General features: G+C 67.8%; 9 protein-coding genes. 6 read left to right on the top strand and 3 right to left on the bottom strand.

Going from position 1 to position 13,429, the window contains the following annotated elements; genetic code table 11:
• Position 1 precedes the first annotated feature (1 nt).
• From bioD to AC5Y5O_RS21790, 3 genes are read right to left on the bottom strand one after another with little or no spacing between them, the layout of a single operon-like run.
• On the bottom strand, positions 2-694 hold the full coding sequence (gene bioD, locus AC5Y5O_RS21800) for a dethiobiotin synthase (RefSeq protein ID WP_096287020.1): 693 nt from the start codon (positions 692-694) through the stop codon (positions 2-4).
• Positions 691-1,839: an 8-amino-7-oxononanoate synthase gene (locus AC5Y5O_RS21795; protein ID WP_096287018.1), complete on the bottom strand. Its 1,149-nt coding sequence runs from the start codon at positions 1,837-1,839 to the stop codon at positions 691-693. Before AC5Y5O_RS21795 ends, bioD begins: the two co-directional genes overlap by 4 nt.
• A 7-nt stretch (positions 1,840-1,846) precedes the next feature.
• The gene (locus AC5Y5O_RS21790) at positions 1,847-3,151 is read right to left on the bottom strand and encodes an adenosylmethionine--8-amino-7-oxononanoate transaminase (protein WP_096287016.1); all 1,305 of its coding nucleotides are present in this window, start codon (positions 3,149-3,151) and stop codon (positions 1,847-1,849) included.
• Positions 3,152-3,312: 161 nt separating this feature from the next.
• On the opposite strand from AC5Y5O_RS21790, the gene AC5Y5O_RS21785 reads away from it, so the two are divergent.
• The 6 genes from AC5Y5O_RS21785 (at position 3,313) to treZ (ending at position 13,396) form a co-directional block, all read left to right on the top strand.
• Positions 3,313-3,705, top strand: a complete 393-nt coding sequence (locus AC5Y5O_RS21785) for a hypothetical protein (RefSeq protein WP_500027487.1) — start codon at positions 3,313-3,315, stop codon at positions 3,703-3,705.
• Between the two features lie 347 nt (positions 3,706-4,052).
• Entirely contained in the window at positions 4,053-4,859 is an 807-nt protein-coding gene (gene ripD, locus AC5Y5O_RS21780; RefSeq protein ID WP_500027390.1) for an NlpC/P60 family peptidoglycan-binding protein RipD, read from the top strand.
• Positions 4,860-4,961: 102 nt separating this feature from the next.
• Complete coding sequence (gene sucT, locus AC5Y5O_RS21775; RefSeq protein ID WP_500027485.1) at positions 4,962-7,127, top strand: acetyltransferase SucT; 2,166 nt, start codon at positions 4,962-4,964, stop codon at positions 7,125-7,127.
• A 103-nt stretch (positions 7,128-7,230) separates the two neighbouring features.
• Positions 7,231-9,378 (top strand): glycogen debranching protein GlgX, encoded by a 2,148-nt coding sequence (glgX, locus tag AC5Y5O_RS21770; RefSeq protein ID WP_500027483.1) that lies wholly within the window; start codon positions 7,231-7,233, stop codon positions 9,376-9,378.
• Positions 9,379-9,381: 3 nt separating this feature from the next.
• Positions 9,382-11,682, top strand: a complete 2,301-nt coding sequence (gene treY, locus AC5Y5O_RS21765; protein ID WP_500027389.1) for a malto-oligosyltrehalose synthase — start codon at positions 9,382-9,384, stop codon at positions 11,680-11,682.
• Positions 11,675-13,396, top strand: a complete 1,722-nt coding sequence (gene treZ, locus AC5Y5O_RS21760; RefSeq protein ID WP_500027388.1) for a malto-oligosyltrehalose trehalohydrolase — start codon at positions 11,675-11,677, stop codon at positions 13,394-13,396. The genes treY and treZ overlap by 8 nt, the downstream gene beginning before the upstream one ends.
• Positions 13,397-13,429: the final 33 nt, after the last annotated feature.

Raw genomic sequence — 13,429 nt, 5'->3', positions numbered from 1 at the left:
CTCAACCAACCACAGCGCTCACCCAGTCACGGTCGAATGCCGCGGCGCTCATCGTGGCGAAGTCGTCGGCGCTCAGCGCGCCGGCCCCGGCGGGCAGCGCGGCCCGCACCGGCGCCATCCGCTCCAGGGCGCATCGGTTGGACGTCTCCAGCACTGTCGCTCGCGACGGCCAGCTGCCGATCACCAATCCAGCGCATGAAAGCCCTTGTCCAGCAAGCGATTCCAGAGTAAGCGCGGTGTGGTTCAGCGTGCCCAGTTCCGCTGTGACGGTGACCAGCACCGCGGCACCCAACTCGACGGCGAGGTCGCGCAGGGTGACGCCGGCGTTATCCTCCCGTCGGGCGAGTTCGACCAGCAGCCCGCCGGCACCCTCGACCAGCGTGAGCCGGCCAGGGCGGTCCAGGTCGCGGATGAGCCGCAGCATCTGATCGCCGGTGGGCAGCGGCATCCCGGCCTGCTCGGCGGCGGCCACGGGCGCCAGGGGCTGCGGATACCTTGCCAGGCCGGCCGTTTCGGTCACGCCGGACAACCGCGTCACTTCGGCGAGGTCGTCGTCGCCCGAATCGGTGCCGGTCTGCGCGGGTTTACACACCGCGACGTCGATCCCGGCCAACCGCGCGTGACAGGCCAGCGCCGCGACGGCGATCGTCTTGCCAACCCCCGTTCCGGTACCCGTCACGGCGAGGACGGTCAACGGCGCGCCACGGCAAGGACATCGGTCAGCACCCGCCGGGCGACCTGCAGTTCGGCGGCGTCGAGCGACGCGCGCGCGGTCAGCCGCAGCCGCGACGTCCCGGCGGCCACGGTGGGCGGCCGAAAGCAGCCCACCCGCACCCCGGCGTCCAGGCAGGCGGTCGCGGCGGCCACCGCCACCTCCGGGTCGCCCAGGATCACCGACACCACCGCCGATTCCGGGTTCTCGGACACGCCGCAGATATCGGCCAACTCGCGGGCGTGGCGCAACACCGCCTCGGGCCGCCAGGGCTCGGAACGCAGCAGGTGCAATGCGGCCATCGCGGCACCGACGGCAGCCGGAGCCAGGCCGGTGTCGAAGATGAACGGCCGGGCCGCATCGATCAGGTGAGCGCGCACCTCGGCGGGTCCCAGCACCATGCCGCCCTGGCTGCCGAGCGCCTTGGACAGCGTCGTCGTCATCACCACGTCGGGCGCACCGGCGAGTCCCAGCTCGTGCAGCAACCCGCGGCCGCCGCCGCGCACGCCGAGGCCGTGTGCCTCGTCGACGATCAGCAGCGCGCCGTGGCGCCGGCAGACCTCGTGCAGCTCGCGCAGCGGGGCCAGCACGCCGTCGGCGCTGAAGACCGATTCGGTGATGACGACGGCGCGTTCCTCGGCGCGGGCGGCCAGGGCCGCGTCGACGGCATCCACGTCACGGTGCGGGGTCACCACGACCCGCGCGCGCGACAGCCGGCAGGCGTCCACCAACGATGCGTGCGAACGCTCCTCCGACACCAGCAGCGAGCCCGGGCCGGACAGCCCGACGACGGTACCGAGGTTGGCGGTGTATCCGGAGGAGAACAGCAGGCCGGCAGCGGCGCCGACATAGTCGGCGAGCTCGGCCTCGAATTGCTGGTGCAGTTCGGTATCGCCGGTGACCAGGCGGGATCCGGTGGCGCCGGCACCCCAGACCCGCAACGCCGCGACGCCGCCCTCGATCACGTCGGGGTGCTGCGACAGGCCGAGGTAGTCGTTGGACGCCAGGTCGAGCTCGGTGGCGACCGCGGGGCGCGGCCGCAGCGAGCGGCGCAGCCCGGCCTCGCGGCGCTGCTGTTCCACCGCGTCCAGCCAGGCCAGCGGGGAAACCTCGATCGGTGCCTTCATTTGGCGTTCAGCCTACGAGCCTTGCGACCTCGACCATCGCCGAGGTGATCCGGGCGATCTCGTCGGGCCCGCAGATGTAAGGCGGCATCGCGTAGATCAGGTTGCGGAACGGGCGTAGCCAGATGCCGTGGTCCAGCGCTGCCGGGGTGGCTACCGCGAGGTCGACCGGCCCGGCGCATTCGATGACGCCGATGGCACCGCACACCCGCACATCGGCCACGCCGGGCAGGTCCCGGGCCGGCTCGAGTCCCGCCGCGAGCCCGGCCGCGATGTCGGCGACGCGCGAGCGCCAATCCTGGCCCAGCAGCACCTCGACGCTGGCCACCGAGACCGCGCAGGCCAGCGGGTTGGCCATGAATGTCGGGCCGTGCATCAACGCCCCGGCTTCGCCGGAGCTGATCGTGTGCGCGATGTCTTGGGTGCACAACGTGGCGGCCAGGCTGAGGTATCCGCCGGTCAGCGCCTTGCCGACACACATGATGTCCGGGCTGACGCCGGCGTGGTCGGCGGCGAACAGCGCGCCGGTCCGGCCGAACCCGGTGGCGATCTCGTCGAAGATCAGCAGCACGTCGTGGCGGCTGCAGATCTCGCGCAGGTCGCGCAGGTAGCGAGGGTCGTGGAAGCGCATGCCGCCGGCGCCCTGGACCACGGGTTCGACGACCACCGCCGCCAACTCGGTCGCGTGGCGGGTCAGCTGCTCCTCGAACGCCACGCTGTAGGCGGTGTCGTAATCGCGGGGCACCTGCGGGGCGAACACCTGGTCGGCCAGGATGTCGGTCCACAGCGAATGCATTCCACCGTCGGGGTCGCAGACGCTCATCGGGGTGAAGGTGTCGCCGTGGTAGCCGCCGCGCCAGGTCATCAGCCGGTGCTTACGGAATCGACCGCGGCTGCGCCAGTACTGCAGCGCCATTTTGACCGCTACCTCGACCGCCACCGATCCGGAGTCGCTGAAGAACACCGTCTCCAGACCGGCCGGGGTGATCTCCACCAGCAGCTGGCCGAGCCGGGCCGCCGGTTCGTGGGTGAGCCCGCCGAACATCACATGGTTCATCGAGCTCAGCTGGGCCGTCAGCGCCGCGTCCAGCACCGGATGACCGTGGCCGTGGATAGCGGTCCACCAGGAGCTCATCGCGTCCAGCACGTCGACCGGCTGACCGTCTCTGACCAGTGTCAACCAGGCGCCACGGGCGCCGATGGCCACTACCGGAGGGATGGCTTCACTGCCGATGGTGCTGTAGGGGTGCCAGAGATGAGCGGCGTCGATCGCGCTGATTTGCTCGGGCGTCAACCCGGATCTCGCCGCAGGCATAGAGACCGAGCGTAAAGCAGCCGGCTCGCACAAAAGCCGACCATCGGGAAGCATCTATCGGCATGGCGTTGCCGTACCCGTTCGAAGACCCGCATCGCGGCGGTCGTCCCGAGTCCCAGCAGCAGACTCACGAGACCGAAGAGCCGGGCGACTTCCGGCCAATGACATACGGCGACAACGAATCTGACGCTAAGCCGCACGTCATTCGCCTTCGGGTAGCCCCCTGGGACCTGGTCGCCACGCTCACCCTGGTGACGCTGCTTGTGGTGCTGGCCACGGCGACGACGTGGCCGACCCGGCTCTACGGCTTCCTCGGCGAGGTGTGCTCGGACGAGTCGTGCGGCCTGGTTCCTTTCCAGCTCGACGTGTATATCTACCCGGTGGTGTGGGGCGGGATCGGCGCCGCGATCGCCGCGGCGGGCATCGGCCCGTTCGTCTCCCTGCTGAAGGGCTGGTACATGTCCTTCTGGCCGGTGTTGTCGCTCGCGATCATCATGGTGAGCTCCGTGATCGGCGACGTGCTGACCGTCTTCAGCGCCCGCTACTGGCACTGATTCTCCGCTGCCGCGTCCGCTCGTAAATCGTTGCGGCCGAGCACCGGTGTGAGACCGAAATCACAACTGCCGATAAAGATTTGGGATCGGCAGTCACCATCCGGTCACGGTCCAGCGGCAAATCTTTCGTGGACCTCACCAGCTATTTTCCGGGCGCGATTTCTGTTGTAAAAGTTTCTGTAGTGACTGGTGTGACTCAACGGGCTCAACCGACTGATTCACGTCCCCCGCAAGGAGGCGGCGGCCGATCCCCCACTCGGGGTTCGTCGCGAGTCATCGAACGGCGGTCGCGGCGCCTACAGCGCCGCGGCCTCACCCCGACAGAGTTCAGGAAGGCTGGAACTCCAATGAAGCGCATCTATTCGTTTGCCATCGGTCTCGCCATCTTGGCGGCCCCGATGGCCGCCGCCCCCGAGATCGCGGTCGCCGACCCCGGCGCCCGGTCGATGGATTACCAGCAGGCCACCGATGTCGTCGTGATGCGCGGTCTGTCGCAGCGCGGCGTGCCCTTCTCCTGGGCCGGTGGCGGTATCAACGGCCCCTCCCGCGGCACCGGCACCGGCATCAACACCGTCGGCTTCGACGCCTCCGGTCTGATGCAGTACGCCTACGCCGGCGCCGGCATCAGGTTGCCCCGGTCGTCGGGCGCGATCTACCGGGCCGGCCAGAAGGTTCTGCCGCAGCAGGCCCAGAAGGGCGACATGATCTTCTACGGTCCGGAAGGCACGCAAAGCGTCGCGATGTATCTCGGCAACAACCAGATGCTCGAGGTCGGCGATGTCGTGCAGGTCTCGCCGGTGCGTTCGGTGGGTATGACGCCGTACCTGGTCCGCGTGATCGGCGTACCGCTGCAGCAACTGCCCGCCCAGCCGGCCCCGGCGCAGCAGCTCCCCGGCCAGCAAGTGCCGGGCCAGGCCCCGCTACAGCAGCCGCCGACGCAGCAGGCCCCGCTGCAACAGCTGCCCGCCCAGCAGGCACCGCTGCAGCAGGCCCCGCTCCAGCAACTGCCCACCCAGCAGGCACCGTTACAGCAGGCGCCTCTCCAGCAACTGCCTGCTCAGCAGGTGCCCGCGCAACAGCCGGCGCCCGCGCCGCCGGCGCTGCCGCAACTGCCGAACCTGCAGACGCTTCTGCAGCCGGCACCTGCGCGGTAGTCGCCGCGACCCGTCACCAACGCCACCTGCTCCACTGAGCAGCCTCGCCGCCCGGCGAGCGCTGCGGAGCAGGTGGCGTTTTTGGGTAAATTACTGGTGATCATGCAGACCACCGCGCCTCAGACCCCTGCCGCCACGGCCAATCCGGGCACCTCAGAGGCGCGCCGAACGGGGTCGGCGGGGTTCTACCGCTATGACCTCGACGGCTTGCGCGGCATCGCGATCGCGCTGGTCGCCGTGTTCCACATCTGGTTTGGCCGGGTCTCCGGGGGCGTGGACGTGTTCCTGGCGCTGTCCGGGTTCTTCTTCGGCGGCAAGATCCTGCGCGCCGCGCTCAACCCGACCGCCACGTTGTCGCTCGTCGCCGAAATCACCCGGCTGATCCGGCGTCTGGTGCCCGCCCTGGTCGTGGTGCTGGCCGCGTGTGCGGTGCTCACCATCCTGGTGCAGCCGCAAACCCGCTGGGAGACCTTCGCCGACCAGAGCCTGGCCAGCCTCGGCTATTACCAGAACTGGGAGCTGGCGAACACCGCGTCGGATTACCTGCGAGCGGGCGAAGCCGTCAGCCCGTTGCAGCACATCTGGTCCATGTCGGTGCAGGGGCAGTTCTACGTCGCCTTCCTGCTGCTGGTCGCCGGCTGCGCGGTCCTGTTCCGCCGCCTGCTCAAGGCCCACCTGCGCACGCTGTTCGTGGTGCTGCTCAGCGCCCTGACTATCGCCTCGTTCAGTTACGCGGTCTTCGCCCACCTCGACAACCAGTCGGTCGCCTATTACGACAGCTTTGCCCGCGGCTGGGAGTTGCTGCTGGGCGCGCTCGTCGGCGCCGTCGTGGCCCGCGTCCGGTGGCCGATGTGGCTGCGGACCGCAGCCGCCTCCGTCGCCCTGGCCGCCGTCGTATCCTGCGGGGCCCTGATCGACGGCGTCGACGAGTTTCCGGGCCCGTGGGCCCTGGTGCCCGTCGGGGCCACGATGCTGGTGATCCTGGCCGGGGCCAACCTGGCGGGCGATGCGGACACCAGCGGCCGGATGCCGCTGCCGAATCGGCTGCTGGCCACCCGGCCCCTGGTGGAGCTGGGCGCCATCGCGTACTCGCTGTATCTATGGCACTGGCCGCTGCTCATCTTCTGGCTGTCCTACACCGGACACAAACACGCCAACTTCGTCGAAGGCGCGGCCGTGTTGCTGGTCTCCGGCGTGCTCGCGTACCTGACCACCCAGCTCGTCGAGGACCCGCTGCGCTACCGCGCGCCCCAGGGTTCGGTCGCGCCGCCGGTACTGCCGTGGTGGTCGAGGTTGCGCAGGCCGACGATGGCGCTGGGCGCGGCGGTGGTGTTGCTCGGCGTCACCCTGACCGCGACGTCGTTCACCTGGCGCCAGCACGTCACGGTCTTGCGGGCTGCGGGCAAGGAACTGTCCGTACTCAACCCGCAGGACTATCCCGGCGCGCGCGCCCTGACCGAACACGTGCGAGTCCCGACGCTGCCGATGCGGCCCAGCGTGCTGGAGGTCAAGGAAGACCTGCCGGCCTCCACCCGGGACGGCTGCATCAGCGACTTCGTCAACCCGGCGGTAGTCAACTGCGTCTACGGCGACCTCGCCGCGACCCGGACCGTCGCACTGGCCGGCGGGTCGCACGCCGAGCACTGGCTGCCGGCACTGGATGTGCTCGGACACGCCCATCACTTCAAAGTTGTGACATATCTCAAAATGGGCTGCCCGCTGTCCACCGAGCAGGTCCCGCTGATCATGGGTAACAACGCCCCCTACCCGCAGTGCCGGGAGTGGGTGCAGGCGACGATGGACAAGCTGATATCCGATCGCCCCGACTACGTCTTCACCACCACGACCCGGCCGTGGAACATCAAGAGCGGTGACGTGATGCCCGCGACTTACATCGGGATCTGGCAGACGTTGTCCGACAACAACATTCCGATTCTCGGCATGCGCGACACCCCGTGGCTGGTCAAGAACGGCCAGCCGTTCGATCCCGCCGACTGCCTGGCCAAGAAGAGCGGCACCGCGACGTCGTGCGCGATCAAGCGCTCCGACGTGCTGTCCGACCGCAATCAAACCCTGGACTTCGTCGAGCAATTCCCGCTGCTCAAAGTGCTTGACATGTCAGATGCCATCTGCCGCACCGATGTTTGCCGCCCGGTCGAAGGAAACGTGCTGATCTACCACGGCGCTCATCACCTGACCCCCACCTACATGCGCACCCTGGCCCACGCGCTCGGCCTGCAGATCGCGGCTGCCACAGGCTGGTGGTAGCCCGGACAGGACCGTCCGCCGCGGATAAGGTCAAGTGGTGCCGTCAACCAACCCGGCTTCCCGACCGGCCGCAGCATCGGGTGCTGCCACACCGGACGAGGCCATACCCACCCTGCCCACCGTTTGGCCCGGGGGCGCCTATCCCCTCGGCGCCACCTATGACGGGGCGGGCACTAACTTTTCGCTGTTCTCCGAGATCGCCGAACAGGTCGACCTGTGCCTGATCGACGACCGCGGCAACGAATCGCGGATCCCGCTCGACGAGGTGGACGGATACGTCTGGCACGCCTATCTGCCGAACATCACCCCCGGTCAGCGCTACGGATTCCGGGTGCACGGACCGTTCGATCCGGCGGCCGGCCAACGGTGCGATCCGAGCAAGCTGCTGCTTGACCCGTATGGGAAGTCGTTCGACGGGGATTTCACCTGGGGACAGGCGCTGTTCTCCTATGACCTGAAGGCCGTCGACCCGAACGGCGACACCGCCGCCACCGGCACTCCCCCGATGATCGACTCCCTGGGACACACGATGACCAGCGTGGTGATCAACCCGTTCTTCGACTGGGCCTTCGATCGCGCGCCGCTGACCCCGTACCACGAGACGGTCATCTACGAGGCCCACGTCAAGGGCCTGACCAAAACCCATCCCGGCATACCCGAGGGTCTGCGCGGCACCTATGCCGCGCTGGCCCATCCCGTGATCATCGATCACCTGAAGTCGCTCAACGTCACCGCGCTGGAACTCATGCCGGTACACCAGTTCATGCACGACGAGCGGCTACTCGACCTCGGGTTGCGAAACTACTGGGGCTACAACACATTCGGGTTCTTCGCTCCGCACTACCAGTACGCGTCGAACCGGCAGGCGGGCGGCGCGGTCGCCGAATTCAAGATGATGGTGCGCAGCCTGCACGAAGCCGGCATCGAGGTCATCCTCGACGTCGTTTACAACCACACCGCCGAGGGCAACCACCTGGGGCCGACGATCAACTTCCGCGGCATCGACAACCGCGCCTACTACCGGCTGGTCGATGAGGACCTGCGGCTGTACAAGGACTACACGGGCACCGGCAACAGCCTCAACCCGCGCCACCCGCACGTCCTGCAGCTGATCATGGACTCGCTGCGCTACTGGGTGATCGAGATGCACGTCGACGGGTTCCGCTTCGACCTGGCCGCCACGCTGGCCCGCGAACTGCACGACGTGGACCGATTGAGCGCGTTCTTCGATCTGGTGCAACAGGATCCGATCGTCAGCCAGGTCAAACTGATCGCGGAACCCTGGGATGTCGGCGAGGGGGGTTATCAGGTCGGCAACTTCCCGGGTTTGTGGACCGAGTGGAACGGGAAGTATCGCGATACTGTGCGTGACTACTGGCGGGGCGAGCCCGCAACCCTCGGCGAGTTCGCTTCCCGGCTGACCGGGTCGTCGGACCTGTATGAGTCGAGCAGCCGGCGCCCCAGCGCCAGCATCAACTTCGTCACCGCGCACGACGGGTTCACCCTCAACGACCTGGTCTCCTACAACGAGAAACACAACGAGGCCAACGGAGAGGACAACCGCGACGGGGAAAGTCACAACCGGTCCTGGAACTGCGGGGTCGAGGGTCCCACCGACGACCCCGAGATCACCGAGCTGCGCTGCCGGCAGATGCGCAACTTCTGGGCCACCCTGATGGTCAGCCAGGGCACGCCGATGATCGCGCACGGCGACGAGCTGGGACGAACCCAGCTCGGCAACAACAACGTGTACTGCCAGGACTCCGAATTAGCTTGGATGGACTGGTCTTTGGTGGACAAGAATGCCGACCTGCTGGCCTTCACCCGTAAGGTGACCAAGCTGCGCAGGAAGCATCCGGTGTTCCGTCGGCGCCGCTTCTTCGACGGCGAGCCGATTCGCAGCGGGGACGAAGTCCGCGATATCGCCTGGCTGACGGCCAGTGGCCGGGAGATGACGCACGACGACTGGAACCAGGGTTTGGACAAGTGTGTCGGGGTATTCCTCAACGGTGAGGCGATTACCGCGCCCAACGCCCGGGGGGAACGAGTTGTGGACGACTCATTCCTGTTGTGTTTCAACGCCCACAGCCGCGACGTGGAATTCGTCACGCCGCACGACGACTACGCACAGGAATGGACCGTGGAGCTGGATACCAATCATCCCGCCGGCAAGGCCGATCTGGTTGTTGCGGCCGAAGAAAAGATCACAGTGCCTGGGCGCTCGGTACTGATCCTGCGAAAGACCGCCTAACACATGGCCTTTCCGGTGCGCGCTACCTACCGGTTACAGTTGCGCGGAGCCTCCAGTGGCAGCGCCTTCACTTTCGCCGATGCCGAAAACCTGCTGGACTACCTCGACGAACTCGGGGTGTCGCATCTGTATCTGTCCCCGATCCTGACCGCGGTGAGCGGCTCGGGTCACGGTTACGACGTCACGGATCCGACCACGGTGTCGCCGGAGCTGGGCGGTGCCGAGGGATTGGCACGACTGTCGGCCGCGGCGCGGGCGCGCGGCATGGGGCTGATCGTCGACATCGTGCCCAACCATGTGGGCGTCGACCAGCCCCAGCAGAATCCGTGGTGGTGGGATGTATTGCGGCACGGCCGATCATCGGACTACGCAACGTTTTTCGATGTCGACTGGGATCTCGACCCGGACGGCCGCATCGTGCTGCCGGTGCTGGGTTCCGACGACGACGCCGCGGATCTGACCGTCGACGGCGACCTGCTGCGGTTGGGCGATCTGGCGCTGCCGATCGCCCCGGGCACCGGCGAGGGCACCGGCCCCGAGGTACACCAGCGTCAGCACTACCGGTTGGTGGGCTGGCGTAACGGCATCGTCGGCTATCGGCGTTTCTTCTCGATCACCTCGCTGGCCGGGCTGCGCCAGGAAGATCGTGCGGTGTTCGACGCCAACCACGCGGAGGTCGCCCGCTGGGTCCGCGAGGAACTCGTCGACGGGGTGCGCATCGACCATCCCGACGGATTGACCGATCCCACCGGGTATTTGGCGTGGCTGCGCGAGTTGCTCGGGCCCACGGCGTGGATCGTGATCGAGAAGATCCTGGCCGTCGACGAGGCGCTAGAGCCGACGTTGCCGATCCAGGGCACCACCGGCTACGACGTATTACGGGAAGTCGGTGGGGTTTTCGTCGACCCGGCCGGAGCCCCCGCGCTGACCGAGCTCGTCGAGTCCGCCGGCGTGGACTATGACGGTATCCCGCGGCTGCTGGCCGACCTCAAGGTTGCGGTGGCCACCGAGACGCTCGGTAGTGAGCTGGGCAGGCTGCGGCGGGCCATCGTGGCGACCGCCGGGAAAGATCACCCGCAGCTGCCCGAGGCGGTGGCCGCGCTGCTCACCCACATCGAGCTCTACCGCAGCGACTACCGGGGCCTGAGCGCCGTCCTGCCGACCGCGCTCGCCGAAACTCAAGCCGCGCAACCGGAACTGGGGCCCGCACTGCAGGTGCTCGCCGCGGCACTGGCGTACGGTGGCGAACCCGTCGCGCGCCTGCAGCAACTATGCGGTGCGGTCACCGCCAAGACCGTCGAAGACTGCTTGTTCTACCGCGACGCCCGGCTGGTCTCGCTCAACGAGGTGGGCGGCGAACCACACCGGTTCGGCGTCGGCGCCGCGGAGTTCCACCAGAGCGCGGCCACCCGCGCCCGGCTGTGGCCGCAGGCGATGACCACGCTGACCACCCACGACACCAAACGCGGCGAGGACGTGCGGGCCCGCATCGGGGTGCTGTCCCAGGTTCCCTCGCTGTGGGCGCAGTTCGTCGCCCGTTGGGAAACCGAGACACCGTCCCCCGATGCCGCGACCGGACAGTTTCTGTGGCAGAACATCTTCGGCGTGTGGCCACTCAGCGGCGAAGTCACCGCGCAGCTGCGCGACCGGTTGCACGGATACGCCGAGAAGGCCATCCGGGAAGCGGCGCTGCACACCTCATGGAACGAACCGGACTCCGACTTCGAGGATGCTGTGCACGCGTGGTTGGACGCCGTGCTGGACGGGCCGGTAGCCGGCCAACTGACCGAGCTTGTCGCCCAACTCAATCCGCACGCCGCCAGCGATGCGCTGGGCCAGAAGCTACTCGCGCTGACGGTGCCCGGCGTCCCCGACATCTACCAGGGCACCGAGCTCTGGGACGACAGTCTGGTCGATCCCGACAACCGCAGGCCTGTCGACTATGCCGCGCGCAGGGCCGCTCTCGCGGAGTTGCGGCACCCGAAGCTGCGCGTCGTCACCACGGCGCTGCGGGTGCGCCGTTCCCATCCGGAGACCTTTCGGCAGGGTGGCTACCTTCCCGTGCTCGCCGACGGCGATGCCGGCGAGCACGTGCTGGCCTTCAGCCGGGGTGACGACATCGTGGTCGCGGTGACTCGCTGGACGGTGCGCCTGACCGAAACAGGCTGGGGCAATACAGTTCTGGCGTTGCCCGACGGCACCTGGAAAGACACACTCACCGGCGCCGTCGCCGAGGGTCCGACGTCGGCGACTCAGCTGTTCGCAGATTTGCCCGTCGTCTTATTGGAGCGCCACCATGGCTGATTTCCGGGTCTGGGCCCCCAAGCCCGCACAGGTACGTCTCGACGTCGACGGCGCGGTGCACGTGATGACGCGCACGGAAGACGGCTGGTGGCACGCGAGTGTCGACGCACCGCCGGATGCTCGCTACGGCTTCCTGCTCGACGACGACACCAAGGTGCTGCCCGACCCGCGATCACCGCGCCAACCCGACGGCGTGCACGAGCGCTCACAATTGTGGGAACTCGGCCACACGTGGACGGACGGCGACTGGGCGGGCCGGTCAGTCGAAGGTGCGGTGATCTACGAGCTGCACATCGGTACCTTCACCGCGGCGGGTACCTTCGACGCCGCGATCGAAAAGCTGGACTACCTGGTCGATCTCGGGATCGACTTCGTCGAGGTGATGCCGGTCAACTCCTTCGCCGGAACCCACGGCTGGGGATACGACGGCGTGCTGTGGTACAGCGTGCACGAACCCTACGGCGGCCCGGACGGTTTGGTCCGATTCGTCGATGCCTGCCACGCGCGAGGTTTGGGCGTGTTGATCGACGCGGTGTTCAACCACTTCGGCCCGTCGGGAAATTACCTGCCGCGGTTCGGCCCGTACCTGTCGTCGGGAAGCAACCCGTGGGGCGAGGGCGTCAACATCGCCGACGCCGACTCCGACGAGGTACGCCGCTACATCATCGGCTGCGCACTCCGGTGGATGCGCGACTTTCACGCCGACGGGCTGCGACTGGACGCGGTGCACGCGTTGGTGGACACCACGGCCGTCCACATCCTCGAAGAAATGGCAAGCGAAACCGACTGGCTGTCACAGCAAGTGGGCCGTCCGCTGTCGCTGGTCGCCGAAAGCGACATGAACGATCCGCGGCTGATCACCCCGCGTGATCACTACGGCTACGGGGTCACCGCGCAGTGGGACGACGACATCCACCACGCCATTCACACCGCGGTCTCGGGCGAACGCCAGGGCTACTACGCGGACTTCGGTTCGCTGGCCACGCTGGCCGACACGCTGCGCCGCGGCTTCTTTCACGCCGGCACCTATTCGTCGTTCCGCCGGCGCCGGCACGGCCGGCCGCTGGACACCAAAGCCATCCCGGCGAGCCGATTGCTCGCCTATACCTGCACCCACGACCAGGTCGGCAATCGCGCACTCGGCGACCGGCCTTCGGCGCACCTCACCGGTGGCCAGTTGGCGATCAAGGCCGCCCTGGTCCTCGGATCGCCCTACACCGCAATGCTTTTCATGGGTGAGGAGTGGGGGGCATCGACGCCGTTCCAGTTCTTCAGCTCGCATCCCGAACCGGAACTGGCCAAGGCGACCGTCGAGGGCCGCAAGTCGGAGTTCGCCGAGCACGGCTGGGACGCCGACGACATCCCCGACCCGCAGGACCCGCAGACCTTCGGTCGCTCCAAGCTGAACTGGGGTGAGGTCGACGCCGGCGAGCATGCACGGCTACTCGCGTTCTATCGGGAGCTGATCGCCTTGCGACACAGCGACCCCGACCTGGCCGACCCCTGGCTGGAGCACCTCACCGTCGATTATGACGAGCAACTGCGCTGGATCACGTTGTCGCGCGGGCAATTACGCATCGCGTGCAACCTCGGCGACAAACCGGTCACGGTGCCGGCCGCGGGCGATGTCGTCCTGGCGTGGGGTGAGCCGACCGCCGGCGAGGGCGGCACCGTGCTGGAACCGCAGTCGGTCGCGATCCTGCGGCACGGGTAAGACTCGACCTTTCGCGTCCTGCTCAGCTAGCGC

This window comes from Mycobacterium sp. NGS40, from assembly GCF_059812735.1.
The sequence above is the reverse complement of the archived record's forward strand: the minus strand, read 5'-3'. Positions and strand labels throughout refer to the sequence as shown.

Coding starts and splice junctions, on each gene's coding strand:
- AC5Y5O_RS21790 (WP_096287016.1), bottom strand. CDS start 3,151: ATGCCTGCGGCGAGATCCGGGTTGACGCCCGAGCAAATCAGCGCGATC.
- AC5Y5O_RS21795 (WP_096287018.1), bottom strand. CDS start 1,839: ATGAAGGCACCGATCGAGGTTTCCCCGCTGGCCTGGCTGGACGCGGTG.
- treZ (WP_500027388.1), top strand. CDS start 11,675: ATGGCTGATTTCCGGGTCTGGGCCCCCAAGCCCGCACAGGTACGTCTC.
- treY (WP_500027389.1), top strand. CDS start 9,382: ATGGCCTTTCCGGTGCGCGCTACCTACCGGTTACAGTTGCGCGGAGCC.
- AC5Y5O_RS21785 (WP_500027487.1), top strand. CDS start 3,313: ATGACATACGGCGACAACGAATCTGACGCTAAGCCGCACGTCATTCGC.
- ripD (WP_500027390.1), top strand. CDS start 4,053: ATGAAGCGCATCTATTCGTTTGCCATCGGTCTCGCCATCTTGGCGGCC.
- sucT (WP_500027485.1), top strand. CDS start 4,962: ATGCAGACCACCGCGCCTCAGACCCCTGCCGCCACGGCCAATCCGGGC.